Below are 26,011 nucleotides of genomic sequence, written 5' to 3' on the forward strand. Positions count from 1 at the left end.
GCGGGCGGTCACCGGAATTTGCACGCGGTCTCCGGCTCGTCGGCGCCCAGCGTGTCGAGCGGCGTACGCTGGTGGATGAAGCCCTGCTCGGGCGCCACCGAGACCATCGCCTTGGGCTGCACCACGATGATCGGCTGGCGCAGCTGGTGGTCCCAGGGCCGGTAGGTCAGTGAGACGCCCTTGTAGGCCGGCAGGGAGAATTCGGGCGTGACGAGATGGGCGGCGATCTTGCCCGCATCGGTGCTGCGGGTCTGCGTCGCCGCCTCGCCGACCGTGCGAACGGCGGCCCAGACCTGATAGTCGAGCGGGCGCATCAGGCGGCCTGCCAGGCGCCGGAAGCGGTTCTGCGCCTGGGCCGCGCCCCAGGTCTCCAGGGTCGGATGCCACGTGGCGGCGATCAGCCCCTGCGTGCCGCCGACGGGACGCGGATCGACGGTGCGGTAGGGGACATAATCGCCCCAATCGCCCTCCTCGTCGGCGACGACGGCCATGTCGTAGTCGAGCCCGCGGGTGAACACCATCGCCTCGGCCCGGGTCGGCGTATCGCCGCGGGCCTTGGCCAGGGGCCCGAAGGTCCAGGGCTTCTCCGCGGTGATCTTAAGGCCGAACTTGCGGGCGGAGTTCCGAAGCGCCTCCGCATAGGCCTTGTCGCGCTCGGTCGGGCCGACGATCAGGAAGATCTTCCGCCAGCGCATCAGCGTCAGGTACTGCGCCAGCGCGTCCGTCTGCATGGCGCGGCTCGGCAGGACGTGGAACAGGTTGGCGCGGCAATCGGCCCCGCGCAACCGGTCGTCGGGTGCGCCGGCGTTGAGGACGACGGCGCCGGTCTCCTTCAACGCGTCGGCCACCGCCAGCACCTCGGCGGCGGGTAGGGCCAGGACGAAGAATCTGACGCCCTTGGCCGAGAGATCCTTGGCGGCCTGAACCGGATCGCGCTCGCCGTCGAGGGCGACCTCGTCGAGGGCGAAGGTCTGCTTGGTGAAGCGGCCGGTGGTGTTGTTGTCCTTCACCGCCATGCGCCCGCCGGCGATGCCGAGATCCTCGGGATCGGCCTCCGCGTCGTAGGACGAGGGCGCCGGCACCGGGCGGTAGAGCACGGCGATCTGCGTCTCGGAGCCGGGAACCGGCGCGGTCACACCGGCGGCCGGCGAGCCCGGCGGCGGCTCGCCGGTGGCGGCCTTCGGCTCCTGGGCCTGCAGGGGAATGATCGGGATCACGGCCAAGCTGGTCGCGAGGCCGGCGGCGAGGAGGAGCGGGGTGGACGATCGCATTGCCCGGCACGCTAGCAACATCTTGCCACCCGTCTCAACGATGGAAGCATAAGATTTTCATAAGATTACGACCTTCCGACGTGGCCGCGCGGCGCCCCCGAAGATCCGGCCGAGGCGGCCAACATCGCTTCCAAGCCGGGCGACGGATTGCGGGGAGAGATGCGCCGGCCGTTGCCAAATCGTCCGGGACACCAAGTTAGAGTCCGTTCGCGCGGCATCGCGCCCGACCCAGGCCCCGTTCCCATGCGACTTCGCGCCCTCCTGCCCGCCCTCGTTTTCCTGTCCGCCGTGAGCGGCACGGCTTCCGCGCAGGACAATGCGCGCAAGGCGGCGATCTTCCCGGCGGAAGTGAACGATCCGACGCTGGCCTATGGCCGCAAGCCGCTGCCGGCCGATCAGAAGCGGCTCGACCTCGTCACCGACGTGCTTCGCAAGCAGCTTGCCGAGAAGGGCGGGATCGAGAGCGTCGATCTCGGTCCGCAGGCCGAGGAAATCCGCAAGGAGAGCCCGCTCTACAAGTGCAACGGCTGCACCGCGCCGATCGCCAAGGCGCTCGGGGCGGACCTCGCCGTGACCACCTTCGCCGACAAGGGCGCCAACCAGTTGTTCAGCCTCGTCGTCACCATCGCGGAGGCCGAGTCCGGTAAGGTCGTGCGCCAGGGCCAGGTCGTGATAAGAGCCAACACCGACGACGATTGGTCCCACGCCGCGCGCTGGATCGTGAAGAACCGCCTGCTGGCCGAGCCGCTGCCCGGCCGTTCCTGAGGCGGGGCTTGTGCGGGCGCGCAAGGCTGAGCAAGAACGTTCCCCGTGTCCGACCTTGAACCGACTTTTTCCACGCGTCCCCGCCTGCTCGTCAGCGTGCGCGGGCCCGACGAGGCGCTGACGGCGCTCCGGGCCGGGGCAGACCTGATCGACGCCAAGGATCCCGAGCGAGGGGCACTCGGCGCGCTCTCGACCGAAACTGTTCGCGCCATCGTCGCTGGGCTTGACGGGCGGGCGGTCACCAGCGCGGTGGCCGGCGACGGCACGGGAACGGCGATCGCCGCCGCCGTCGCGGCGATGGCCGCGACCGGGGTGGAGTTCATCAAGATCGCGGTGGGAGCCGCGGACGATGCGGCTCTGTCGGAGGCCGCCGCGCAGGCGCCGGGCCGGGTGATCGGCGTGCTGTTCGCCGAGGACGGCGTGAGCGGGGCCTCGTTCCCCGCGCGCTTGGCCGCGGCGGGCTTCGTCGGGGCGATGATCGACACCCGCGGCAAGTCCGGGACTGCGCTTCCCTCCCTCCAGACCACGCCGCAACTGGCCGCCTTCCTGGCCGCGTGCCGCACGCACGGTCTGATGAGCGGGCTGGCCGGCTCGCTCGGCCTCGCCGACATTCCGGTACTGGCGCCGCTGCGCCCCGATTATCTCGGCTTCCGCGGCGGTCTGTGCCGGAACGGCGACCGGCGCCAAGCCCTCGACGGGGCGCGGGTCGCGCGGGCGGTGACGGCGATCCAGAACGACGCACGGGCCGACGCGGCGTGACGCGGATGGCGCGCACCACGGATGCCCCTGCCTCCTCCGCGGGGAACACCGTCATCAAGATCGGCGGCAGCCTCGTCGCCGACCGCGTCCGGCTTCGCGCCGTCCTGGCCGACTGCGCGGACGGCGCCCCCGTCGCCGTCGTACCGGGCGGCGGCCCCTTCGCCGACGCGGTGCGGACGGCCCAGAGCCGGATCGGCTTCGACGACGCGCTCGCCCACCGTCTCGCCCTCGATGCCATGGGCCGCATGGCGGAGGTGTTTTCCGCGCTCGAGCCGCGGCTCGCCGTCGCCGCGAGCCTGGAATTCGTGGCCGACACGCTCGCGCAGGGCCGCTCCGTGATCTGGGACCCGGTTGCGCTGAAGGCCGGCCATCCCGACATCGCCGAGAGCTGGGAGGTGACCTCCGACAGCCTCGCGCTCTGGCTCGCGCGGGTGGTCGGCGCGGACCGCTGCATCCTCGTGAAGTCGGCAAACATCCCGGCCCGGCTCGACCCGGCGGCGCTGGCCCAGGCCGGCCTCGTCGATGCCGCCTTCCCGCGCTTCGCCGCCGCCTTCCCCGGCGAGATCGCGATCCGCGGCCCCGAATCTCATCGCGAGAGGCACGCCGCATGAGCGCGCCCGAACACCTCGTCTTCATCACCGGCAAGCTGGCCCACGCGCGTCTCGAAAAGGTCGCCGCCACCCTTCCGGCCGAGCGCTTCACCTGGAGCATCGCCGATGCCGGGGTGAAGGTCGCCGCGCTGATGACGGAGGAGATCATCAAGCGCCGGGTGACCATGCCCGAGGGTGCGACCCGGATCGTCCTGCCCGGCCGCTGCCGCGCCAACCCGGAGGCCCTGGCGGACCATTTCGGACTGCCGGTCGAGCGGGGCCCGGACGAAATCGTCGATTTGCCGGCTTACCTCGGCCTCACCGGGCGCAAGGTCGACCTGTCGCGCCACGACCTGCGGATCTTCTCCGAGATCGTCGACGCCTCGAAGATGACGCCCGAGCAGATCCTGGCCAAGGGCCTCGACCTCGCCCGCCGCGGCGCCGACGTGATCGATCTCGGCGGCTTGCCCGACACGGCCTTCCCGCATCTCGAGGACAGCGTGCGCGCTCTGAAAGGCGCGGGGCTCAAGGTGAGCGTCGATTCCTTCTCCCTCGACGAGCTGACCCGCGGGGCGCGGGCCGGAGCCGACTACCTGCTGAGCCTCAACGAGGAGACGCTCGACCTCGCCTTCGAGACCGACGCGGTGCCGATCCTCGTGCCGATGCGGCCCGACGACCTGCCCTCCCTCGACCGGGCCATCGAGCGAATGGAGCGGGCCGGCCGGCCCTACATGGCCGACCCGATCCTCGAGCCGATCCATTTCGGCTTCGTCGACTCGATCGTCCGCTACCGCGAGATCCGGGCGCGCTGGCCAAACATCGAGATGATGATGGGCACCGGCAACCTCACCGAACTCACCGAGGCCGACAGCCTCGGCGTCACCGCGCTCCTCGTCGGCATGTGCTCGGAACTCGCCATCCGCAACGTGCTGATCGTGCAGGTCTCGAACCACACCCGCCGCACGGTGGAGGAGCACGATGCCGCCCGCCGGGTGATGTACGCCGCGCGCGAGGACGCCGCCCTGCCCAAGGGCTACGGCCGCGACCTTCTGGCGCTTCACGACAAGCGCCCGTTCGTGCAGACCCCCGATGAAATTGCCGCGCTGGCCGCGGAGGTGCGCGATCCCAACTACCGCATCGCCGTCGCCGAGGACGGCATCCACGTCTACAACCGCGACCGTCACACCACCGGCACCGACGCGATGGCCTTCTTCCCCGAACTGAGCGTGGAGAGCGACGGCGCCCACGCCTTCTATCTCGGCGGCGAGCTGACCAAGGCCGAGACCGCGTTCCGCCTCGGCAAGCGCTACGTGCAGGACGAGCCCCTCGACTGGGGCTGCGCCGCCGACCGGACCCAGGAGGACACCACCGCCTTCAAGGCGGCCGGGCCGACGAGGGCCGCCCATACCCGGCACAGCGGCCCCGAGGCGCCCGCCGCCGAGCGGGCCGCCACGGCCGGGCCGGAGCAGGGTGCGGCTCCGCCCGAGACCGGGACGGGAACCGGCTCGGGGGCCGAGCCCGACAGGCTCGCCGAGCCGAAGAGCGGCCGCATCGTCTGCGGCCGGCTGGTCCCGGACGAGGAGCGGAACTGATCATGCCGCTGATCCTGGAAACCGTCGTCACCACCCTGTCGGCGACCGGCGCGATGCATCTCGTGCCGTTCGGTCTGATCCGCGAGGGCGAGAATTTCGTGCTCGCCCCCTTCCGGCCCTCCCCCACGATCGAGAACCTCGCGGAGCGTCCGTACTTCACGGCCTCGGCCCCGAGTGACGTGCGGGTGATCGCCGGCATCGTCACCGGACGGCGCGACTGGCCGGTGACCGATTGCGACCGGATCCCCGGCAAACGCCTCGCCGAATGCTTCGGCCATGCCGAGTTCGAGGTGGCGGCGGTCGAGGACGACCCGCAGCGCCCGCGCTATCGCGGGCGGATGGTGCATGCGGTCAGCCACGTGCCGTTCATCGGCTACAACCGGGCGCAGGGCGCGGTGATCGAGGCGGCGATCCTGTCCACGCGGCTCCACATGCTGGCGCCGGAAAAGGTCCTGACGGAGCTGGCCTATCATGCCATAGCGATCGCCAAGACCGCCGGCCCCGCCGAGCGCGAGGCCTGGGACTGGATCGAGGACAAGGTCGCGAACGCCCTCGGGCGGGCCGGCCGCGTCCTCGACGGAACGAGCCGCCCCCTGTGAGCGGCCGACGGCTTCCCGACACCGCCAAGGAGATTCCCGGTTTGAAGCGGATCGCACTGCTCGCCGCCGCGGCCCTCGCCGTCACCACCGTCGCGGCGCAGGCCCAGCACGCGCCGACACGGCGCAAGATCGTCGAGAGCGTCATCATCGACGCCTCCCCCGAGAAGGTCTGGGCGGTGGTCGGCAACCCGGCCGATGCCGGCTGGATCGAGAACGTGAGCCGCGGCGAACGGCAGGGGAGCGCCGACAAGCCGGTCTTCCGCCTGACGCTGACGAACGGCCACGCCATCGTCGAGGAAACCCGCAAGCTCGATCCCGAACGGAGGAGCTTCGCCTACTACATCCTCGAGAGCGAGGTGACCGACCTGCCGGCCAAGGATTACTCGGCCACGATCTCGGTGCAGCCCGAGGGCGGGCATGCGCGGGTCGAGTGGCGGGCCGCGTTCTACCGGGGCCATCCGAACAACGACCCGCCGCCCGAACTCAACGACGAGAATTCGGAGAAGCGCGTGCGGGCCTGGGTTCATGCCAGCCTTGAGAACCTCAAGGCCCGGCTTGAGAAGAGCGGCTCCTGACACAAGTCGCTCGGACGAAGGGTGAAGCGGCCATGCCCGGCCGCTTCGATGGGAGGAGAAAACGCATGAAGTTCAGGACGCTCGCCGCCGTGGCGGCGCTCGCCACGGTGACGTTTGCCGTGCAGGCGCACGGTCCCACGCGGCAGAAGGTCTCGGAGTCGATCGAGATCAACGCCCCCGCCGACAAGGTCTGGGCGATCGTCGGCAATTTCCAGGACGGCAGCTGGATTCCGGTCGTCGAGAAGACCGAGGGCAAGGGCGGCAACGAGGTCAAGGCGACCCGCACGCTGACCCTGAAGGGCGGCGCGACGGTCGAGGAAGAGCTCGCCAAGTACGACGCCGAGAAGAAGACCTACATGTACCGGATCAACAAGGTCGACGTGAAGACCCTGCCGGTGAACGACTATTCGTCGACGGTCGAGGTCGAGGGTGACGGCGCCAAGACCAAGCTGACGTGGCGCGGCGCGTTCTACCGCGGCTACATGAACAACGATCCGCCGCCCGAGCTGAACGACGAGGCCGCCAAGAAGGCCGTGTCCGGCCTCTACAAGGCGAGCCTGGAGAACGTGAAGGCCAAGGCCGAGAAGGGCTCGTAAGGTTCGATGCAGGGGAGAGCCGCCATCCGCAGCACGCTCCGGTGGAGGCACCGGCTCTCCCCTCTCCCCTCAGCGGGAGAGAGTGGCCTGCGCAGCGGGCCGGGTGAGGGGAGCGACCTTTCCGGAAACGTCGCCCCCTCCCCCGCCTCGCATCCGCGAGGCACCCTCCCCCGCGCAGGAGGGAGGCTTCTTCTCGTCGCCGCCAGCCTCCTGGCCGCAGGCCCTCCCGCCATCGCGCAGGAAGCCCTGGTCACCGCGCAGCTCGGCAACGCCGTCGAGATCGTGGACCTCGCCTCCAAGAAGATCCTGCAGTCGATTCCCGTGCCGGGCGCACCGGCCGGCATCGCCCTCTCGCCGGACCGGAAGACCGCCTACGTCACCCGCCCCGAGGGTCACGGCGTGTCGGTGATCGATCTCGACGCGCGCCGGGTGCGCGCGAGCCTCGACCTGCCCGGCGGTCCGCTCGGCATCGGCGTCAACCCGAAATCCGGCGAGGTCTACGTCGCCGACTGGTACGGGACGCGGGTCTTCGTGCTTCGTCCGACGGCGGAGGGCCTGAGCCTCGAGGGCGAGATCGCCACCGGCCAGTCACCCTCCGGCATCGCCGTGACGCCGGACGGCGCCACGCTGCTGGTCGCCAACCGCGAATCCGACTCGGTCTCGATCATCGACGTGGGAAGCCGCCGGGAGACGCGGCGGGTCGCGGTCGGCCAGCACCCGTTCGGCCTGACCCTCTCGGCCGACGGGACCACCGCCTACACCGCCAACGTCGTCTCGAACGACGTCTCGGCCATCGACGTCGGCAGCGGCCGCGAGACCGGCCGCGTCGCCACCGGCCAGCGGCCCTATGTCATCGCGCTCGCCGCCGGCAAAGGGTTCGTGACCGACCAGTATTCCAACACCGTGACGGTGTTCGACCCCGCGACCCTCAAGACGCTCGCCGCGATCGATGTCGGCGACCACCCCGAGGGCATCGCCGCCACGCGGGATGGAAAGACGATCGTCGTCGCCAACTGGGGCGACAACGCCCTGAGCCTGATCGATCCCTCGAGCCTCACCGTCACCGGCACGGTCGAGACCGGCGACGGCCCGCGGGCCTTCGGGGATTTCCTGCGATAGCGGCTTCAGGCCGCCGCCGGCGGCTCGCCCGTGCCGCCTTCCGCAGGCGAGTTCAAAATGTCTTCCAGCTCGTCCACGAGGCGGTCGATCTGATCGTCGCTCGCGAGCACCCGCGTGGTGCGGCCGTCCTCGGTGACGAAGGCCAGCTCGATCGCGTCGCCGGTACGGGTGGCCAGGATGCGGGCGAGCTTGTTTCCTGCGGTCATTCGCTTCTCCTTGTGACGTCTTGCCGTCAACGCACGGGACCGGCCCGGTTCCTCACGCGATCAGACCGACGGCCACCGCCGGCCCGCAGGTCGAGACCCAGGCGGCATTCCCGCCGCCCAGAGATCCGGCGATGGTCTCGGTCAGAGGCACCGAGCGGCGCCCCAGCCGCGCGGCCAACCGCTCGGCCAGGAAGCGGCCGGCGCCGCAGACGACGAGCGGCGCGTCCTCGGGCAGGTCGGAGCGCGACAGCAGGATTGCGGCGGCATCGTGCAGGGGGCGCAGCTGCGCCTCGGCGAACCACGCCGCCAGCGCCCGCCACTCCTCCGCGCTCCCCTCCCCCCGGTCGCGGCCGACCATCCGGGCGAGCCGGGTCTCGGTCTCGGGCGTCGACTTGCCCTTGAGGTCGGCGCTGTATTGCTGATCGGCCCCCTCGGGCAGGTCGCCGGTGAGTCGGTAGATGTCGGCGGTGCTGGCGAAGGTCTCGGCCATCAGCCGCGTGAGCCGGCCGCGCCAGGGGGCGTGGGTGGCGAAGGCGAGGAGCGGCGTGCGCACCACGCCGGTATAGACGAGCTCGCCCGTCTCCAGCCGTTCCGCGTCGCTGTAGCCCTGAGCGGCGGGCGTTCCGCTCACGATCGGGATCAGATCGGCGGTGGTCGAGCCGATATCGACCAGCAGCGCGTGGCCAACATGCCGGCCGATCAGGGCGGCGGTGGCGTGCCAGTTGGCCGAGGCGATGTCGGCCGCGTGCGCCCGGGCGACCTCGACGGGCAGGAAGCCGGCGCGACCGGCGTAGATCCGCACATGACCCGTCAGGGTCGCCGCGGCCCAGGCGGAGAGCTGATGCACCCCGTCCGCGCGATCGGCGAAGCAATCGGTCAGTTCACCCGTCATGGTGACGGCATGCGCGGCCTCGCCCCGCACCCATTCCGGCAAGTGCGAGAAGGTCTCGTCGAGGGCGGGGACGCCGCGCCAGAGCCGGCAGGGCGCCTGCACCGCCTCGACCACGCGCCCGTCCTCGACGAGCGCCGCCTTGACATGCACCCCGCCCAGATCCCACCCGATGACCCTGCTCATTGTCCGGTTCACGCGATGTCTCACGGTTCTGAAAGGGGTTCGCCGTTCCGGCTGATCCCGGTGATCGACCTGCGCCGGGGCCAGGTGGTGCGCGCCCGCGCGGGCGAGCGGGACGCCTATGCCCCGATCGACACCCCCTTGGCCAGAGGCTCGGCCCCCGCCGACATCGCCCGCGGCCTCCTGGACGCCGTCGGCGGCGATCGCCTCTACCTCGCCGATCTCGACGCGATCATGGAGGGCGCCGAGCCCGACCGCGCCAGTCTTGAGGCGGTGGCTTGCGCCTGTCCCGGCGTGACGCTGTGGGTCGATGCGGGCTTCTCCGATCTTCCGGGGACCGAGCGCTTCGGCCGGCTCGGTCTCGGCCGTCCGGTGATCGGCAGCGAGAGCCAGCACGATGCCGGGCTCGTGCGCGCTCTCGGAGACCGCGCCGTGCTCTCCCTCGACAGCCGGGGCACGGAGCGGCTCGGGCCGGACGCCCTGCACGACGATGCACGGATCTGGCCCGAGGACGTGATCGTGATGACGCTGGCGCGGGTCGGCGCCGGCACCGGCCCCGATCTTTCCGGGATTTCACGGGCCATCGCGCTCGGACAGGGGCGGCGGATCTACGCGGCCGGCGGCGTGCGGGGACCGCAGGATGTCGAGGATCTCGCGCGGGCCGGCGCCGCGGGGGCGCTCGTGGCCTCGGCGATCCATGACGGGCGGTTGAGCCGGACCCTTTCCGGTTCGGGCTGAGCGCCCGGGGTCTCGCGATGCGCCGTCCTCATGAGGCGCAGACGGATCGGAGCCTTCGCCCAAAAAGAAAGGGACGGCCGAAGCCGTCCCAATCCATCAACGTCCAAGGAAGATCGAAGCCAGTCGCTGGAGCAGACCCCGCGGTGCGGGCGGAGGCTCGCTCTGCCCAGGACTGTCCCCGATCTAAGCGTTGGCGGCGAAGGGGTGCTGCGCCGAGTTGCGCTGCTCGGTGACGACCGAGGCCTTCGGCTCGCCGTTGACGGCGCGCTGGATCGAGAGCTTGGTGGCCTCGTAGTTGTACTTCTGGATCTTGGCGTCGTCGGCCGCTTCCCAGTGGATGAACACGCCGACCAGGATGTACAGGTCGTCGGCCTCATCGGCCGGGATGATGCCTTCGGCAACCGCATCCTGCACCGCCTTGGCGACGCCGTGCTGGGCCGGGCCGAACATCTGGACGGCCTGACGGGCGTCGTTGATGGTGACCTTGTTGAACATCAGGGTGTTCGGCTTGCACGGCAGGTTCGGCGCGATGACCGCGAGCAGGCTGGTGAAGCCGTGCTTGTTGTTCACGAGGCCGTTGCAGAAGGCGGTCTCGGCCGGCGAACCGCGCGGTCCGATGATGAGGTCGATGTGGGCGACCTCGTTGCCGTCGCCGACGAGCGCTTCGCCGACCTGAACCTTGGTGATCTTTGCCATTCGGGGTCTCTCCCTGGATTCCTACAAAAAGGCCCACCCTGAGAGAAGGCGGGGCCGGAAGCCATCCTTGTTCGCGGCGCCCGGCAGGGGGCCGAGCCGGTTAGCCCGGACAGCGGCGCGGACCCTACAGCGGGGTCCGGCGCCGAACAACCCGCGCAAGGCGCTGAAATCGGGGATTTTTTGAAACCGCGGGGGCCTTGACGCGCGAAGATTCTTTCGCTCCGCCACACGGGGTTCAGGCGGCCTCGCCGCGGGCCGACAGCAACGCGTCCAGGAACAGCGTCGCGACGGTGAAGTCGGCACTCGTTCCGGGATTGAGGCCGGCCTCCTTCAATTCGCGGTCATAGGCGAGAAGCGCCTCGACCGGAGCCGCGGCGAGGTCGATTCCCGCGAGCCGCGCCCGCGCCGCCGCGCGCACCGCCTCGGCTCGCTCGGGACCGTGCTTGCGGGCGATGTGGCTGTCGGGCACTTCCGTGAGATAGGCGAGGTGGACGGCCGTGGTGGTCCAGGGCGGCGCGAGGCCCTGCCTTCGGGCCTCTCTCAGTGCAGACAAACCGATGGCGAACAGGTCGCCGAACCCGTCGGTATAGGCACGGGCGATGCGGTCCCGCGGGGCGGCCTCGGCCATCGCCGCGCGCAGCGGCGGGACCGGCCCCTCGGCGCCGACATCGTGGCGCTCGGCCCGGCCGAGGCCGCCGGGATTGGCCCGGCGGATCGCCGCGAACACGTCGCTGGAATCGGATGCGTCGAACGTCGCCAGAACGGCGTTCAGGGCCTCGGCCAGGGGACCGGGCCGCTCCGCGGCGCAGGCGAGCGGCGCGCAGAGGAGCAGGATGCCGAGATTGGTGTTCTGGCCGACGGCGGCGATGGTGGCCTCGACCCCGCCGCGCACCCGGTGGCCCACGCGCGCGCCCGGTTCGGCCAAGAAGGGCGCCGACACGTCGGCACTGGTGACGAAATCGGTGGTCACCATGCGGTGGCCGGGGGCGTAGCCGTGAACGTTGCCGGGCTTCAGCGCATCGAGTTCGGCGAGGCAGGCGGCCCGATACAGGTCGGCCACCGTCGCCGCCGGCAGACCGTCCCGCGGCACCGCGCTCATCCGAGCGCCGAGACCAGGCGCGGCGGCCGCGCCGCGCGCACCGCGTTGAGGAAGCCGCGGGCAACCGCCCCGGCGATATCGATCTCGGTCACCTGCTGCAGCCCGGACCATGCGGGCATGGAGTTGACCTCCAGCACCAGAAAGCCGCCCTCGCCGTCCTCGACGAGGTCGATTCCGGTATAGTCCACGCCGACCGCCGCCGCCGCCGCCTCCGCGAGTTCGGCGGCGCGGGCCGGCACCTCCCAGGCGAAGGGCCGGCCGCCACGGTGGACGTTGGTGATCCAGCCGTCGCCCTCGCGGATCATCCCGGCGATCGCCCGGCCCTCGCAGACGAAGACGCGGTAGTCGCGCCAGAGCCCGTCGGCGCGGGGCACGTAGCGCTGGAGGTAGTAGACGCCGCTGACCGCGGCCTCGGCCGGCAGGTCGTCGGGAGTTTCGAGGAGCATCAGCCCCTCGCCCTGCGAGCCGAACAGGGGTTTCAGCACGATCGGCTTGCCCGGCCGCGCCTCCCGGGCGACGATCTCGGCCGCCGCCTCCCGCTTCGAGACGACGAAGGTGTCGGGAGTGGGCAGACCGGCGCGGGCGATCAGGAGGGAGGTCGCCGCCTTGTCGACCGAGCGCTCGATGGCGGCGGGGCTATTCCAGACCGTGACGCCGGAGGCGACGAGCGCGTGGAGGACGCCGAGGCGCATCGTGGTGGCCTCGAACGTGCCGCCGGCGATCGTGCGCAGCAGGACGCCGTCCGGCAAACCGTCCTCGAAGCCGGGCACCCGCAGCGGTTCGCCGCCCCCCGTCACCACGGCGACGTCGGCGAGCGAGAACAGCACCGGCTCGACGCCGAAGCCGCGCAAGGCCTCCCGCAGCCGCGCCTTGTGCCAATTGCCGTTATCGGCCGCGAGCCCGATGCGCATTCGCTCTTGTTCCGTTTTTCTCAACCCTCTCCCCTGTGCGGGAAAGGGGGCCTGCGGAGCAGGCGGGCGAGGGGCCGGCCCAACCAGCTCTATCCGGAAGCGCCGCTGCCCTCTCCAGCCCCCTGCTGACGCAGGGGCCCCTCCCCCCGCGGAGGGGGGAGGGTTTTCGTGGCGCCTTTACGCGAACGAGGCGTCCACGAGCTGCGGCTCCAGCCGCCCACCGCGGAACGTCTTGCCGGTCTTGACGGACGTCACGATCGCCTCGGCCGGCGAGAACAGGGCGCCGTCGATCTTGTAGAAATCGCCGTTCACCCGCGAGAAGATCTCGGCGAAGGGCGCGCCGTGATCGGCCGAGGTGGTGGAGGGAATCTGCTCGGCGAGCTGCTTGGCGTCCGCGTCGTCGGCATCGACGAAGAGCTGCACCCGGCCGCCGTAGATGATGGCGTCGTTGGTGCGGCCCATCGCCTGGATGAAGTCCGGATGCTGCGGCGAGAGCGGGGCCGAGCCGATCCCGTCGAGGATCTTGTGCAGGTCGAAGCCGACGGTGTGGGCCTTGTGCAGGGCCACCTCCAGCACGCGGGCGACGACCTGGGTCGCACCGGCGAGGCTCTGAGTCGGGGCGTAGATGAAGGTCACGTTCTCCGGCGCGATGCCGGTGGCGGAAGCGACCTTGTTGACGACGGAGGCCGGCGGCGCGCCGGCGGCCTCGAGCACCAGGGCGGTCGCCGTCGCGTTGTCGCGGTAGCCGAGCTCCTTGTAGAGCTCCTCGACCACGGCGACGGCGCGGCCGGGGCCCGAGCCGAGGGCGAAGAAGCCGGAATCGCCCTCCTCGTCGGCGAGGCTCCAGCCGGCATATTGCGAGCCGAGGCAGGCCAGCACCGGGTCGGCGGAGTGGACGACCACCGTGTAGGGCCAGGAGGCGATCGGGCCCGTCGGAGCGATAGTCACGGTGCCGAGGCCGCCGAGGCAGATCTCGGCGATGCGCCGCCCGGCCTCGATCGAGCCGCGGGCGTTGGCGCCGGCATCGACGGTGCGCGCGCCGTTCTCCTGGGCGACGATGAGGCGGAGCTTGGCCGCGTCAGCGACGAGGCTCTCGACCAGCGGCCCCGCCAGGGCGTTGAGACTCGGCGCGGTCGTGTTGGAACTCATGACTGTTCTCCGTTTCCTCCAGCAGTGCGCGGACCCGCTCGGCCCGCGTCCGCAATTCTCGTTTCACCGCCGCGGCGTCCGGCCCGGAGGCCGTCACCGTGCAGAGCGGTGCGTCGCGCGCCACGTGGCTGCCGGCCCGGGGCCGGTCACGCAGGTGATCGGACCAGTCGAGCGGCGGCACCGCCGCGCAGGTCCGGGCCGCGTAACAGATCTCGGCGCCTGTCGCATCTATCGGAGCGGCCTCGATCGCAGGCATTCGCCCGAGGGCCGCCTCGATATGCTGGATCAGCAGCGGCGTCGGACGATGGTCGAGCACGTCGAGGGTGGCGCCGGGGCGCGGGTTGATCTCGAGCAGCCACCAGCGCTCACCGTCGACGAGGCAATCGGCGCTGGCCAGACCGGTGAGGCCGGCGGCGCGGGCGAGCCGCGCAGCCGCCTCCGCGATCTCCGCAGCGACGGCCGCCGGGACCGGCCCTGCCTCGTCCCGCCCCCGGGCGAGCGCACCGGCATAGCGGAACGGCCGCAGCGGGGAGGGCGCCTGCCACTGCTCGGTCAGCGCCAGGGGTGCAATGCGGCGTCCATCGGACAGGAAGTTCAGGGCGAAGGCGCGGCCCGGCATCCGGGCCTGGAGGTAGTGGCCGGGCGGGACGGCGCCAACGGCGCTCCGACGGATATGCGAGCCGCCGCAGCCCCCGGCCCGCTTCAGGAGCCAGCCCTCGCGCTTCGCGACCGGGCCGGCGCTGATCACCGGGTGCGGGATGGCGAGGCGCTGGCACAGGGCGGCGAAGCGGAACGGATCCTTCAGCGCGGCGACCGTTTCCGCGCCCGCGCCGAGCAGGCGGTGGCGGGCGGCGATCTCGGCGATGAGATCCGGCGCACCCTCGAAGCCGCTGCCGAGCACGATCCCGAGGGCGCCCCCCGCCTGGTTCGACAGGGCGTCGAGCCCCGCCAGCACGCCGGCCCGGTCGCGGGTGCCTGCGCCGAAGCGGCCGGGCAGCGGACGGTGACGCTCGGCCAGCGCCAGGGTGTCCTCGTCGCCGAACAGGTCGAGCACGAACGGCCGCAGAGCCGCCCGGCGGGCGGCTTGCGCCAGCGCCCGTCCGGACTGCGCGGCGATCAGGATCGCGCCGCCCTCGCGGCGACGCGACGGAGGGCTCGCCAACAGGCTCGGTGCCGCGCTCAGCCGGCGATCTCGACGGCGAGTTGGTAGGCGTCGCGGAAGTCGAGGCAGAGCGGCTCCTGCGCCTCCAGCATCTTGCGGAACAGGCGGCACTGGGTCTGGTACTTCACGTTGCCGACCGCGAGCGCGCCGATGCCGACGCCCTTGCCCGTGGGCAGCGGAACATCGACGGCGTTGACGTCGATGCCGGCGATGCCGGCGGGGGGCACCGCGTTGACGTCGGAGGCCACCAGGAGCCTGGGCGCGGATTCGAGATCCTCCGCCGTCAGGATCGAGACGCCGGCAGGACCCGCCGAGAGGATCACGTCGGCATCCGTGATGGCCGCGCGCCGCGCCTCGGGCGCCGTGCCGTCGACGGCGCCGACCTCGATGCCGAAGCGCCACTTCATGGTGAAGGCGATCTTCGAGACGCGCTCCTCGCCGTCATGGCCGACGAGCACGGTCTGCGCGCCCTCCAGGGCGCCGATCACCGCGGCGACGTAGGCGACCACGCCCGCGCCGCCGAAGATGACGATGCGCTTGCCCTTGAGGTCGGTCGAGAACCGCGCCTTCAGCGCCCGGTTCACCTCGGCGACCATCGCCGCGCCGGTGGTGAAGGAGCCGGCCGGGTCGGCGAAGACATGGTTGGCGAAGGGCGGAACGAAGGCCTTCTTCGCCCGGTCCATCATGTCGAGGGCCAATTCGGCATTCTTGCCGCCGATGAAGATGCCGGTGCGCACGCCGTCCTGCGGCGCGCGGGAGAAGATCGAATCTTGGGTCAACGAGACGACGTCGGTCAGATCGACGCCGGTATAAGGGATCAGCGTCTCGAAGCCGGCATCGATCGCCATGTTCACGTCGAACGGGCTCATGTGTTTGAGCGGCGTCAGCATGTGCAGGATCGAGCGGGCCATGGTCTTCGTCCTCTCGTGACCGCGCCCTTGGCAGAGCGCTTCAGGTGCAAAACCGGAACGACCGGCGCCGGTCAAGCGCAGGTTTCTTTGAACCGGGAAAAAGAAAAAGCTCTAAACTTCGGCAATCGAGGCGCCGACATTGCGCCCGCGAGCGATGACGAAGCGCAGGCGGCCCGGTCGTGCCAGCCGCGCCACCAGCGCCTCCGCCTCCCTCTGCGAGGGCATCAGCGCGAAGCCGGTGGGCCCCCAGGAACTCTGGCCGTAGCCGGGCACGCCCGCGGCCGCGACGGCGGCGAGCGCCTCGGCCACTGCGGGGCTTGCGAAGCGCCCGCCCTGATGGGGAGCGAAATGGTCGCCGATCCGCTTCTGGATCGCGGTGATGCCGGCGCCGAAGCCGTCGGGCTCGGCGGTCGCGGCGGCCGGCAGGACCTGCATCAGCACGATCCGGCAGATCTCGGCGGCTTCGCCCGCATCGAAGGGCGGCAGGTCGCGGAACGCTTCCGTCTCACGGGAGCCATGCACCCCCGTCATGGCTTCATCGAGGATCAGCACAACCCGCCAGTCTTCCGGGTAGGGCAGCCGGGCGATGACCGGCGGCGGCGCGCCGGATCCGTCGCGCCCGCCATCGACGATCAGGCCGCCCTCGGTGAAGGCGGCGAGCCCGACGCCGGAACGGTTGCCGCGATCGAGCACGTCGGCGAAGTCGGCCGGCGCGAACGGGCGGCCGTTCAGGCGCGCCACCGCGGCGGCGACCGCCAGCGCGACCTGCGTGCCCGAACCGAAGCCGGCATGGGGCGGGATCGCTTCCTCGACCTCGATGGCCACCATCTCCGGCACGTCGAGATAGGAGGCCGCCGCGAGCAGGTTGGCGCGCACCCGCTCGGCCTCCGGGCCGGTGGCGGAGACGCGCTTCGCGGGGCGGGCCAGGAGCTGCACCGCCGGCGCGTCGAGGGCGAGCCCGATGCTGCCGAAGCGGCGCCCGAGGCCGCCATTGAGATCGAGGAAGCCGAAATGAAGGCGCGCGGGCGCGCGGACCCGCACCGCGTTGACGGCACTGCAGTTTGCGCGGGAGACGCTCGCGATCTCACCCGTCTGGTCCGGGACCTCGGCCACGGTCTCATTCCCTCCCGCAAAAGCTGCCGTCCCGGCCGGCGCACACGCGCCCGGTGATGCGGGCGGCTTCTCCCATGCTGCGGCGCCCGCGACAACCTCGCCCAGCGCAACTGACGGCGACGTGAGAGGTTCGAACGAAGGCTGAGGCGAGGCGGCACGGAGAGACCGTCCTTCCAGAGAAAGGTCGCTTCCGGCCGCGAGCCGATGCGGCGGGCGCCGCCGTTTGCCGAGGCACCGCAAACCGGCCGATGAACGAAATCCTTAGGCCAAACTTCGCCGGGGGCTTGCAGGCTCCGGCTCGGGAAGGCAAAACCCTCCCGCTCCCTTTCGCGGAGCCGGTCCGAGCCGCCGTCGTCGAACCCGAGCCGGGATTTCGAGACGCCCGAGGCTCCACCAGGGGTATCGTTCCGACACCCTTCGGACATGACCGTCTTTCGCCCCGCCTCGACGCGGGGATGCCCGAAGAAACGACGGTGAGGAAGCATGGCAGCCTGGGTGAAGGGAGGCGCGGCGGATGTGGACGCGGCGGTCGAAGCCGCTGTCGACCTGCTGGCCGCATCGCGCGTGCCGGTGCTGGCGGGGCTGAGCGCCGAAGTCTCCGCGTTGCGCGCCGCCTATAGGCTGGCCGAGACGCTCGGCGCCTCGCTCGATCCCGTCTCCGGTCCGAGCCTCTACGCCGAACTCGGCGCATTGAGCGTCGGCGGCGCCATGACCACGACGCGCGCCGAGACGGTCGGCCGGGCGGACGTGGTGCTCATCCTCGGCAACCGTCCCTGGGACGGCGACCTGATCCCCGAGATCGCCGCCGCAACGCCGAGCCGCGGACGCGCCGCCGGGGCCGAGCGCAGCCTGCTCTCCCTCGGCGGCCCGCAGAACGGCGCGACGCGCCACGTCGCCTACGCGGCGGAGGCCGGCGGACTCGCCGTCTCGCTCGGACATCTGCGCGCCTTCGCCAAGGGCCATCTGGCCGGTGAGGCGGCCTACGCCGATCTCGCCCGCCGCCTGTTCGCCGCCCAGTACGGCGTCGTCGTCTACGACCCGGAGGAGGTCGGCGAACGCGGCGTGGAGATGCTCCAGGGCCTGATCCGCGATCTCAACGAGTCCACCCGATTCTTCGCGCTCGCGCTGGCCGATCCGTTCCAGGGCCGCGCCGCCGTACAGCTCTCCGCCTGGACCACCGGTCAGGCGCCCCGCGTCGGCTTCGGCCGGTATCAGCCGGAACACGATCCCTGGCGCTTCGACAGCGCCCGCCAGATCGCCTCCGGAGAGGCGGATGCCGCCCTGTGGCTCGCCTCCCTCCCGGCCCCACGCCCGGACTGGCTCGGCCGCCTGCCGACGGTGGCCATCGTCGGCGAGGGCTCGCCCGAGGCTGCGGGCGAGACGGCGGAGATCGTCATCACCGTGGGCGTGCCCGGCCAGAGCGTCGGCGGCGCGCTGTGGAACGAGCGGCGCGGCGTCATCGCGTACACGGAACCGAAGGCCGCCACGGACGCGCAGACCGCCGCCGGCGTGCTCGCCCGCATCCGCGACCGCCTCATCGAGAAGGGTGTCTCATGCTGACCCGCATCCACGGCGGACGGGTGATCGATCCCACGGCCGGGCGCGATGCCGTCGGCGACGTCTGGATCGAGGACGGTCGCGTCGTCGCCCCCTCCGAGCGCAAACCCGACCGCACCATCGACGCCACCGGCTGCGTGGTGATGGCCGGCGGCGTCGAGGTCCACTCGCACATCGCCGGCGGCAACGTGGTGATGAGCCGCCTGCTCCTGCCCGACCTCTACGTCAGCGAATCCGCGCCCAACGGCCATCCCTTCGCCCATGACGGCGGCTCGGGCAGCTGGATCGGCGCCAACTACGCGCGGATGGGCTACACCACCGCCGTCGAGCCGGCGCTGCCGCCCTCGAACGCGCTCGCCACCCATCTCGAACTCGCCGACATCCCGCTGCTCGACCGCGGCGGCCTCGCCGTGCTCGGCAACGACGACCACCTGCTCCAGCTCCTGCGCGACGGCGAGGGCCGCCAAGCCGTGCGCGATCTCGTGCAGCAGACGCTGGCCCATTCGCGAGGCTTGGGCGTCAAGTGCATCAATGCGGGCGGCGCCTCCGCCTTCAAGGACGGCGTGCTGAAGCTCAGTCTCGACGACGAGATCCCCTGCTACGGCCTCTCGACCCGCAAGATCATGTCGGCGCTGCTCGACGCGGTCGAGGAGATCGGCGTGCCGCACCCGCTGCACGTCCACTGCAACAATCTGGGGCTCCCCGGCGCCGACGACTCGCTCGTCGCGACGCTGGAAGCGGCGGAGGGGCGGCGCATCCACTTCGCCCACGCCCAGTTCTACGCCTACGGCGTGGTCGATCCCGAGAACCCGATGACGGGCGGCTTCCGCTCGGCGGCCGAGCGGATCAACGCGGCGATGGAGGCTCACCCCAACGCGACCTACGACGTGGGTCAGGTGGTGTTCGGCCAGACGGTGACGATCTCGCTGGACATCCTGCGCCAGTTCGGCGGCCGGAAAGGGGCCAAGCCGAAGAAGTGGGTGCTCTCGGCGGGCGATGCCGAGGGCGGCGGCGTGGTGCCGTTCCTCTACCGGCCGCGGGGCCCGGTCTCGTCGCTGCAATGGGCGATCGGCCTGGAGCTGATGCTGCTCTCGTCCAATCCCGAGCGCACCATCCTGACGACCGACCACCCCAATGGCGGCGTCTTCACCGAGTATCCGCGCATCATCCACCTGCTGATGGATGCCGAGGAGCGGGCGAAGGAGATCGCGTCGCTGCCGGCGGTCGTCGGCGAGCGCTCCGGGCTGCCGAAGATCGAGCGCGAGTACACATTCAGCGAGATCGCCCAGCTCACCCGCTCCGGCCCGGCCAAGCTTCTGGGCCTGACCGATCGCGGCCACCTGCGCGAGGGCGCCAAGGCCGACGTCGCGATCTACCGCGACGAGCGGGACCGCACGGCGATGTTCTCCCGCGCCAAGCTGGTGCTCAAGGACGGCCAGCCGATCGTCGAGGACGGCGAGGTCGTCGCGTGGTTCTCGGGCAAGACGCTGTCGCTCGATGTCGAGGCCGATGCCGGCATGGAGAAGCGTGCCGAGAGCTACCTGCAGGACCGCTTCGGCGCCGGACTCGACACCTTCGCGGTGCCGGACGCCGCGTTCCCGGAGAATACCGGGACGTTCGAAGACGTGGCCTGTCGGGCGTGATGGGCGAGGGTGATGGGACGAAATCGATGAGCGACCTCATCCTCAACGGCATCAAGGTCGAGGACACCTTCGCCGAAGCCTTCGACGTCGCGGGCACCGCGATCATCGTCACCAACGACACGCCGAAATGGGCGATGATCGCGGCGACGGTGATGACGGGCTTCGCCACCTCGGTGATCGGCTGCGGCGCCGAGGCCGGCATCGACGCCGAGCTGTCGCCCGACGAGACGCCGGACGGACGCCCCGGCGTGCGCATCCTGCTGTTCGGCTTCGAGCCGAACGGGCTGAAGGATCAGCTGCTCAAGCGGGTCGGCCAGTGCATCCTCACCTGCCCCGGCACGGCCTGCTACGCCGGCGTCGAGGGACCGACCAAGATCAAGCTCGGCGGCGCGATCCGTTACTTCGGTGACGGCTTCGCCGTCGCCAAGCGCCTGCCGGACGCGCAGGGCAAGATGCGCCGCTACTGGCGCATCCCGGTCATGGACGGCGAGTTCCTGTGCGAGGATTCGACCCGGGCGGTCGACGGCGCGGTCGGCGGCGGCAACCTGCTGTTCCTCGGCCGCAAGCACGCCGACACGCTGATCGTCGCCGAGATCGCCGTCGAGGCGGCCAAGGCGATCCCCGGCGCGATCCTGCCCTTTCCCGGAGGCATCGTCCGCTCCGGCTCGAAGGTCGGCGGCCGCACCAAGGGCATGATGGCCTCCACCAACGACGCTTACTGCCCGACGCTGAAAGGCCGGGCCGGCTCGGCGCTGCCGCCCGAATGCGGCGTGGTGCTGGAGATCGTGATCGACGCGCTGACGTCGCAAGCCGTCGCCGAGTCGATGCGCGCGGCGCTGCACGCCGCCACCGAGATCGGCGCGAAGTACGGCCTGGTGGCGGTCACCGCCGGCAATTACGGCGGCAATCTCGGCCGGCACCACTACCACCTGCGCGACCTGTTGGAGAAACCCGCGGCATGAGCACGCTGAGACTGCGCGGTGATCTGCCGGAGCGGGTCGACCTTCTCAACATCACCCCGCTCGCCCTGAGCGGCTTGTCCGAGGCCGAGGCGGGCCGGCTCGCCATCGGCACCAGCCGCCGCGGCCTGACCCTCGGCGACGCGTTCGAGATCAAGCTCGACGGCTCCGACAGCCTCGTGATCGAGGGCGGCTCGTCCCGGCTCGACCGGGTGGGCGCGGCGCTCTCGCAGGGGTCGATCCGCGTCGAGGGCGATGTCGGCCAGCGCCTCGGCGAAGGCATGGCGGCGGGCACGCTCACCGTGACGGGCTCGGCCGGCCCCTATGCCGCCACCGGCGCCACCGGCGGCACCATCACCGTCGAGGGCGATGCCGGCGACCATGCGGGCGGCGCGGTCTACGCCGCTAAGGCCGGGCTCGACGGCGCGACGCTGATCATCAAGGGCGCGGCCGGCGACAGTCTCGGCGACCGCATGCGCAAGGGTATGATCCTGGCGGGCTCGGCCGGCGCCCACGCCGGCTCGCGCATGATCGCCGGCACCATCGTCGTGTCCGGTGCGCTCGGCGACCATCCGGGCTACGGCATGCGCCGCGGCACCCTGATCGCCGGAGGCCACGGCGCGCTGCTGCCGACTTTCGTCGAGACCGGCACGCCGGACCTCGTCTTCGTCCGTCTGCTCGCCCAGAGCCTCAAGCGCCTCGGCGCGGCCCAGGCCGACCTGCTCGGCGGCACGCTGCGGCGCTACTCGGGCGACCTCGCGACGCTCGGCAAGGGCGAACTGTTCGTGCCGGCCTGATCCGGCACGATTTTTCCGAACGCCGTCGGCAAGTCGCAGAAAAATGACTTGCCGGCCTGCCGGATTCTCCCACCTTGCCTCGGACCGAGGCGCGGGGCACCGATCCGGTCGTGCCGCCCGCGCCCTCCTCCGATCCGAGGCCGCGCGCATGTTCCTGCTCCTGTCCGTCTGCCTGATCGCCCAGCCGGCGAAGTGCCACGACGAGCGGATCAACCTGACCTACGACAGTCCGAACCCGTTTCTGTGCCTGCGCAATTCGCAGAGCACGCTGGCGGCGTGGCAGGAGGAGCATCCGGATTATCACGTCAAGAGCTGGCGCTGCGCGCCCAAGGGCAGCCTGCCGAACGACCTGTAGGCCGACCGGGACACGCCGGCCGGGACAAGCCGGCAATGCGAGCCGACTTGAGGCCCCGCCCCGGCGGTGACATGGTCCGGCCGCCGCCGCGGCGGAGAGGGAGACCATGCGTTCGCTGAAAGTCCGGTTCGCCCTGCTGCTCGGCGGCACGGCGCTGCTCGCGCTGCTGGCGGCGGCGGGCGTGCTGTGGTCGATCCGGCTGACCGAGAACGTCATCGACCGCACGCTCGCCGCCCAGCACCGGTTGGAGCTTCTCGCCGAACTCTCCGGGCGGCTGGCGCAGTACGGATTCGCCGCCATCGAGAGCATCGGCAACCCGGACGCGCCGCCCGAGGCCCTGTCGGTGACCCGCGACCGGGTCGACGAGGCGCTCAACCGGGTCGACGACGCCCTCGGCGCCGGCATGGCGACCAGTACCAACCTCGAGGACCGGATCCAGTACGTCGCGCGGACCCGGCCGCTCGCCAATGTGCGCGCGGCCCGGGCGATGCTCGATCGGCAGGTCACGCTGGTACGGCGGGAGAGCGATCCCGATCGGCGCAAGACCTCGATGCAGGGCGCCCTCAACGCCTTCGGTGCGATGACCGGGCCGCCGCTCTCGCTGCTGGTCGAGGCCGAGCGGCGCAGCATGAATGCGGGTTCGGAGGCCGCCGCGACCCTGTCGCACCGGCTGACCGCCGCCGCCCTCGCGGCAGCGGTGCTGGCGCTCGCCTTCGTCGGGGTTCTCTACCGCTCGGTCACCCGGCCGACCCTGGCGCGGATCGAGGAGATCCGCCGGGCGGCCGGCGCCGTCGGCAGCGGCGCGCTCGACACGCGGCTCTCGGTCGAGACCCGCGACGAACTCGGGCTTCTCGTGGCGAACTTCAATCGCATGGCCGCCCGGCTCGCCCGCCGCGAGGGACGGCTCGCCGCCGACCGCGCCGCCCTGGAGGACACGGTGGAGGCCCGCACCGCCGACCTGCGCGCGGCCAACGCCCGGCTGGAGATGGTGGACCGCTCCCGGCGCCGCTTCTTCGCGGATGTCAGCCACGAACTGCGCACGCCGCTCACCGTGATTCTCGGCGAGTGCGATCTCGCCCAGCGGACGGCCGAGCGCGCCGCCGGGCGGCCCGTCGATCACGGGCCCGTCTTCGCCACCATCCGCAAGCGCGCCCAGCGCCTCAAGCGGCGAGTGGAGGATCTCCTGCGCGTCGCCCGCTCGGAATCGGGACAGATCGAACTCGACCGGCGCAGCGTGAGCGCGGTGGCGGTGCTCGGCGATGCCGTCGACAGCGCCGGCTCCGAGGCCGCCCGACGCCGGGTCGAGCTCGTGCTGGAGCCCGGCGACCGCGACATCGAGATCAGCGCCGATCCGGAATGGCTGCGCCAGGTCGTCGAGAGCCTGATCGACAACGCCCTGCGCCACGCCACCGGGCTGAGCCGCATCACCGTCGGTCTGAGCGGGCGGGAGACCGCCCAGGGGCATCGGGCCCGCATCACGATCGACGACGACGGTCCCGGCTTTCCCGAGGACGCCGACGGCCTGTTCGAGCGCTTCCGCCGCGAAGCCCGGTCCGGCGAGGCGGGCTTCGGCATCGGCTTGGCTCTGGCGCGATGGGTCGTTGAACGCCATGATGGCGTGATCGGTCTCGGCAAGTCCGAGCATGGCGGCGCGCGGGTGGTCCTCGACCTGCCCGCGCTCGACGAAGGCGTCGGATCGGAGCAGACCGGGGCAGGACACGAGAGGATCGGCGCCGCATGACGACGCGCGTATTGATCGTTGAGGACGATATCGACATCCGCGGCATCCTGGCTCGCGGCCTGGAAGCGGAAGGATTCTCCGTCGGCGTCGCCGGCCGGGTCGAGGACGCGCTCAGCGCCGCCCGCGACGACGCGCCGGAGGCGGTGGTGCTCGACATCACCCTGCCCGACGGCTCCGGCCACGACGTCTGCCGATCCTTGCGCGAGGGCGGCTATCCTGGCGCGATCCTTTTCCTGAGCGCCCGCGACGAGGTGCGCGACCGGGCCGAGGGCCTCGCGCTCGGCGCCGACGACTACATCGTCAAGCCGTTCGTGTTCGACGAGCTGCTGGCCCGGCTCCAGGTCCACCTGCTGCGCCGCCGCGAGGCCGATACGCCGCGCACCGTCTTCACCGCCGGCCGTCTGACGCTCGACGTCAACATCCGCCAGGTCAGTTTCGGCGAGGCCTCGGCCCGCCTCACCCCGCGGGAGGCGGAGCTGCTCGCCCTGCTGATGCAGGAGGTGAACCGGCCGATCTCCCGCGGCGAGATCTTCGACCGCCTCTGGGCCGGCCAGGGCGGCCTCTCCCTGAACGTGGTCGACGTCTATGTCGGCTACCTGCGCTCGAAGCTCTCGGACTTCGTGCGGCTGGGCGGGCCGGTCATCGTCACGGTGCGCGGCAAGGGCTTCATGCTCGACCTGCGGGGCCAGGATTTCCGCCACTGACATCCCGCGGCTTTTCGCTCCGGCAACCCGGCTTCCGCCGAAAGTCTGACCGTCCGGCTCACGCGAACTTGGCTCGAACTTGGGAAGAAACGGCAAGCTGGCTCTTGCAGGCGCGACCGGAATTGGCGATATACCTCCGGCGTGCGAAAACGAGTGCGTCGCCAGTATCTTACGATCCTCTTAATCAAGCGGGATCGGGGGGTTCGGGCGTTCCATAAAGTCGAGGAGAGACACCATGAAGTGGGCCGCCCCCATCGTTTCCGAGATCTGCGTCGGCATGGAAGTCACGAGCTACGAGTCGGCCGAGATCGACACCTTCAACTAAGGTGATCTGAGCCGGGTCGGGGTTGCGGGCATCAGCGGGTTCTCACCATGCATGTCGTGATCCTGGGCTCGGCGGCGGGCGGCGGCGTTCCCCAGTGGAACTGCCGCTGCTCCATCTGTTCCCTGGCCTGGGCCGGTGATCCCCGGGTCAAACCACGCACGCAGTCGAGCATCGCGGTCTCCCCGGACGGGGAACGCTGGCTCCTGCTCAACGCCTCCCCCGACATCCGCCAGCAGATCCAGGCCAATCCGCAGATGCATCCGCGGGAGGGTCTGCGCCACTCGCCGATCCACGCGGTGCTGCTGACCAACGGCGACGTCGATCACGTCGCGGGCCTGCTGACCCTGCGCGAGGGCCAGCCCTTCACGCTCTACGCCACGCCCGGCATCCTGGCCTCCGTCTCCGACAATCGCGTCTTCGACGTGATGGCCGCAGACGTCGTGAAGCGCCGGACGATCGCTCTCGACGAGACCTTCGAGCCGGTGCCCGGCCTCTCGGTGACGCTGTTCTCCGTGCCCGGCAAGGTGCCGCTCTGGCTCGAGGACGCCTCGATGGAGATCGGGGCCGAGACCGAGACCACCGTCGGCACGATGATCGAGGCCGGGGGCAAGCGCCTCGCCTACATCCCCGGCTGCGCCCGGGTGACCGAGGAGTTGAAGGCCCGCGTAACGGGTGCGGACGCGCTCCTGTTCGACGGCACGGTGCTGGAGGACGACGACATGATCCGCGCCGGCGTCGGCACCAAGACCGGCTGGCGCATGGGCCATATCCAGATCAACGGCGAGACCGGCTCCATCGCCTCCTTCGCCGATGTCGAGATCGGCCGGCGGGTTTTGATCCATATCAACAACACCAACCCGATCCTAGTCGAGGACTCGCCCGAGCGCGCCGGTGTCGAGGCGCGCGGTTGGACCGTGGCCCATGACGGCCTGACCCTCGATCTCTGATCGGACACGGGAACCGCGCGAAGGGTCCGGCCTGGAAATTTAGTGCCGGGCTGAATATGT

The 26,011-nt window shown here is 71.1% G+C and carries 28 protein-coding genes; 18 read left to right on the plus strand and 10 right to left on the minus strand.

The window, feature by feature from the left end; genetic code table 11:
• Nucleotides 1-8 precede the first annotated feature (8 nt).
• Nucleotides 9-1,271, minus strand: a complete 1,263-nt coding sequence (pedA1, locus tag HNR01_RS12920; RefSeq protein ID WP_183667992.1) for a lanthanide ABC transporter ABC transporter substrate-binding protein PedA1 — start codon at nt 1,269-1,271, stop codon at nt 9-11.
• A 243-nt stretch (nt 1,272-1,514) separates the two neighbouring features.
• On the opposite strand from pedA1, the gene HNR01_RS12925 reads away from it, so the two are divergent.
• From HNR01_RS12925 to HNR01_RS12960, 8 genes are all read left to right on the plus strand, one after another.
• Complete coding sequence (locus HNR01_RS12925; RefSeq protein WP_017485259.1) at nt 1,515-2,036, plus strand: DUF3280 domain-containing protein; 522 nt, start codon at nt 1,515-1,517, stop codon at nt 2,034-2,036.
• Between the two features lie 45 nt (nt 2,037-2,081).
• Nucleotides 2,082-2,795, plus strand: a complete 714-nt coding sequence (locus tag HNR01_RS12930; protein ID WP_183667993.1) for a (5-formylfuran-3-yl)methyl phosphate synthase — start codon at nt 2,082-2,084, stop codon at nt 2,793-2,795.
• A gap of 5 nt (nt 2,796-2,800) precedes the next feature.
• Nucleotides 2,801-3,406 (plus strand): amino acid kinase family protein, encoded by a 606-nt coding sequence (locus tag HNR01_RS12935; RefSeq protein WP_153874614.1) that lies wholly within the window; start codon nt 2,801-2,803, stop codon nt 3,404-3,406.
• Entirely contained in the window at nt 3,403-4,977 is a 1,575-nt protein-coding gene (locus tag HNR01_RS12940; RefSeq protein WP_183667994.1) for a DUF6513 domain-containing protein, read from the plus strand. Before HNR01_RS12935 ends, HNR01_RS12940 begins: the two co-directional genes overlap by 4 nt.
• 2 nt (nt 4,978-4,979) lie before the next feature.
• On the plus strand, nt 4,980-5,576 hold the full coding sequence (locus HNR01_RS12945) for a DUF447 domain-containing protein (RefSeq protein ID WP_183667995.1): 597 nt from the start codon (nt 4,980-4,982) through the stop codon (nt 5,574-5,576).
• 41 nt (nt 5,577-5,617) lie between these two features.
• The gene (locus HNR01_RS12950) at nt 5,618-6,151 is read left to right on the plus strand and encodes an SRPBCC family protein (protein WP_183668139.1); all 534 of its coding nucleotides are present in this window, start codon (nt 5,618-5,620) and stop codon (nt 6,149-6,151) included.
• Between the two features lie 65 nt (nt 6,152-6,216).
• Complete coding sequence (locus HNR01_RS12955) at nt 6,217-6,747, plus strand: SRPBCC family protein (RefSeq protein ID WP_183667996.1); 531 nt, start codon at nt 6,217-6,219, stop codon at nt 6,745-6,747.
• Nucleotides 6,748-6,753: 6 nt separating this feature from the next.
• A complete protein-coding gene (locus HNR01_RS12960; RefSeq protein ID WP_210313229.1) occupies nt 6,754-7,866 on the plus strand; it encodes a YncE family protein in 1,113 nt (370 codons plus the stop codon).
• A 5-nt stretch (nt 7,867-7,871) separates the two neighbouring features.
• Here the strand turns inward: HNR01_RS12960 and HNR01_RS12965 are convergent, their stop codons facing one another.
• Together HNR01_RS12965 and HNR01_RS12970 are read right to left on the minus strand one after the other, a co-directional pair.
• Nucleotides 7,872-8,072, minus strand: coding sequence for a hypothetical protein (locus tag HNR01_RS12965; protein ID WP_183667997.1), 201 nt, complete (start codon nt 8,070-8,072; stop codon nt 7,872-7,874).
• A 52-nt stretch (nt 8,073-8,124) separates the two neighbouring features.
• Entirely contained in the window at nt 8,125-9,159 is a 1,035-nt protein-coding gene (locus HNR01_RS12970) for a hydantoinase/oxoprolinase family protein (protein ID WP_183667998.1), read from the minus strand.
• Between the two features lie 3 nt (nt 9,160-9,162).
• On the opposite strand from HNR01_RS12970, the gene HNR01_RS12975 reads away from it, so the two are divergent.
• Nucleotides 9,163-9,882, plus strand: a complete 720-nt coding sequence (locus HNR01_RS12975; RefSeq protein WP_183667999.1) for a HisA/HisF-related TIM barrel protein — start codon at nt 9,163-9,165, stop codon at nt 9,880-9,882.
• Nucleotides 9,883-10,065: 183 nt separating this feature from the next.
• Here HNR01_RS12975 and fae read toward each other — a convergent pair whose 3' ends face one another.
• From fae to HNR01_RS13010, 7 genes are all read right to left on the minus strand, one after another.
• Nucleotides 10,066-10,578 carry a 5,6,7,8-tetrahydromethanopterin hydro-lyase gene (gene fae / locus HNR01_RS12980; RefSeq protein WP_017485248.1) on the minus strand — a complete coding sequence of 171 codons (513 nt, stop codon included), beginning with the start codon at nt 10,576-10,578 and terminating at the stop codon, nt 10,066-10,068.
• A gap of 235 nt (nt 10,579-10,813) precedes the next feature.
• Nucleotides 10,814-11,677 carry a triphosphoribosyl-dephospho-CoA synthase gene (locus tag HNR01_RS12985; protein ID WP_153874620.1) on the minus strand — a complete coding sequence of 288 codons (864 nt, stop codon included), beginning with the start codon at nt 11,675-11,677 and terminating at the stop codon, nt 10,814-10,816.
• Entirely contained in the window at nt 11,674-12,588 is a 915-nt protein-coding gene (locus HNR01_RS12990) for an ATP-grasp domain-containing protein (protein ID WP_183668000.1), read from the minus strand. The genes HNR01_RS12985 and HNR01_RS12990 overlap by 4 nt, the downstream gene beginning before the upstream one ends.
• A 177-nt stretch (nt 12,589-12,765) precedes the next feature.
• Complete coding sequence (mch, locus tag HNR01_RS12995; protein WP_017485245.1) at nt 12,766-13,737, minus strand: methenyltetrahydromethanopterin cyclohydrolase; 972 nt, start codon at nt 13,735-13,737, stop codon at nt 12,766-12,768.
• On the minus strand, nt 13,667-14,791 hold the full coding sequence (locus HNR01_RS13000; RefSeq protein ID WP_183668141.1) for an ATP-grasp domain-containing protein: 1,125 nt from the start codon (nt 14,789-14,791) through the stop codon (nt 13,667-13,669). The genes mch and HNR01_RS13000 overlap by 71 nt, the downstream gene beginning before the upstream one ends.
• A 125-nt stretch (nt 14,792-14,916) precedes the next feature.
• A complete protein-coding gene (gene mtdB / locus HNR01_RS13005; RefSeq protein ID WP_153874622.1) occupies nt 14,917-15,810 on the minus strand; it encodes an NAD(P)-dependent methylenetetrahydromethanopterin dehydrogenase in 894 nt (297 codons plus the stop codon).
• Nucleotides 15,811-15,921: 111 nt separating this feature from the next.
• Nucleotides 15,922-16,923, minus strand: a complete 1,002-nt coding sequence (locus HNR01_RS13010) for a beta-ribofuranosylaminobenzene 5'-phosphate synthase family protein (protein WP_183668001.1) — start codon at nt 16,921-16,923, stop codon at nt 15,922-15,924.
• A 483-nt stretch (nt 16,924-17,406) separates the two neighbouring features.
• Between HNR01_RS13010 and HNR01_RS13015 the strand changes: the two genes are divergently transcribed.
• From HNR01_RS13015 to pqqB, 9 genes are all read left to right on the plus strand, one after another.
• Nucleotides 17,407-18,483, plus strand: coding sequence for a molybdopterin-binding domain-containing protein (locus HNR01_RS13015; protein WP_183668002.1), 1,077 nt, complete (start codon nt 17,407-17,409; stop codon nt 18,481-18,483).
• Nucleotides 18,477-20,123: a formylmethanofuran dehydrogenase subunit A gene (locus HNR01_RS13020; RefSeq protein ID WP_183668003.1), complete on the plus strand. Its 1,647-nt coding sequence runs from the start codon at nt 18,477-18,479 to the stop codon at nt 20,121-20,123. Before HNR01_RS13015 ends, HNR01_RS13020 begins: the two co-directional genes overlap by 7 nt.
• A gap of 26 nt (nt 20,124-20,149) precedes the next feature.
• Nucleotides 20,150-21,085 (plus strand): formylmethanofuran--tetrahydromethanopterin N-formyltransferase, encoded by a 936-nt coding sequence (fhcD, locus tag HNR01_RS13025; protein ID WP_017485239.1) that lies wholly within the window; start codon nt 20,150-20,152, stop codon nt 21,083-21,085.
• Entirely contained in the window at nt 21,082-21,879 is a 798-nt protein-coding gene (locus HNR01_RS13030; protein WP_183668004.1) for a formylmethanofuran dehydrogenase subunit C, read from the plus strand. Before fhcD ends, HNR01_RS13030 begins: the two co-directional genes overlap by 4 nt.
• A gap of 148 nt (nt 21,880-22,027) precedes the next feature.
• A complete protein-coding gene (locus HNR01_RS13035; protein WP_017485237.1) occupies nt 22,028-22,234 on the plus strand; it encodes a hypothetical protein in 207 nt (68 codons plus the stop codon).
• A gap of 106 nt (nt 22,235-22,340) precedes the next feature.
• On the plus strand, nt 22,341-23,975 hold the full coding sequence (locus HNR01_RS13040; protein ID WP_183668005.1) for a sensor histidine kinase: 1,635 nt from the start codon (nt 22,341-22,343) through the stop codon (nt 23,973-23,975).
• The gene (locus HNR01_RS13045) at nt 23,972-24,679 is read left to right on the plus strand and encodes a response regulator transcription factor (RefSeq protein ID WP_017485235.1); all 708 of its coding nucleotides are present in this window, start codon (nt 23,972-23,974) and stop codon (nt 24,677-24,679) included. The genes HNR01_RS13040 and HNR01_RS13045 overlap by 4 nt, the downstream gene beginning before the upstream one ends.
• 235 nt (nt 24,680-24,914) lie before the next feature.
• A complete protein-coding gene (gene pqqA, locus HNR01_RS13050; RefSeq protein WP_012317526.1) occupies nt 24,915-25,004 on the plus strand; it encodes a pyrroloquinoline quinone precursor peptide PqqA in 90 nt (29 codons plus the stop codon).
• 47 nt (nt 25,005-25,051) lie between these two features.
• Nucleotides 25,052-25,951: a pyrroloquinoline quinone biosynthesis protein PqqB gene (gene pqqB / locus HNR01_RS13055; protein WP_183668006.1), complete on the plus strand. Its 900-nt coding sequence runs from the start codon at nt 25,052-25,054 to the stop codon at nt 25,949-25,951.
• Nucleotides 25,952-26,011: the final 60 nt, after the last annotated feature.

It is taken from the genome of Methylorubrum rhodesianum, from assembly GCF_014199985.1.
In the GTDB taxonomy this organism is placed as follows: Bacteria; Pseudomonadota; Alphaproteobacteria; order Rhizobiales; family Beijerinckiaceae; genus Methylobacterium; species Methylobacterium rhodesianum.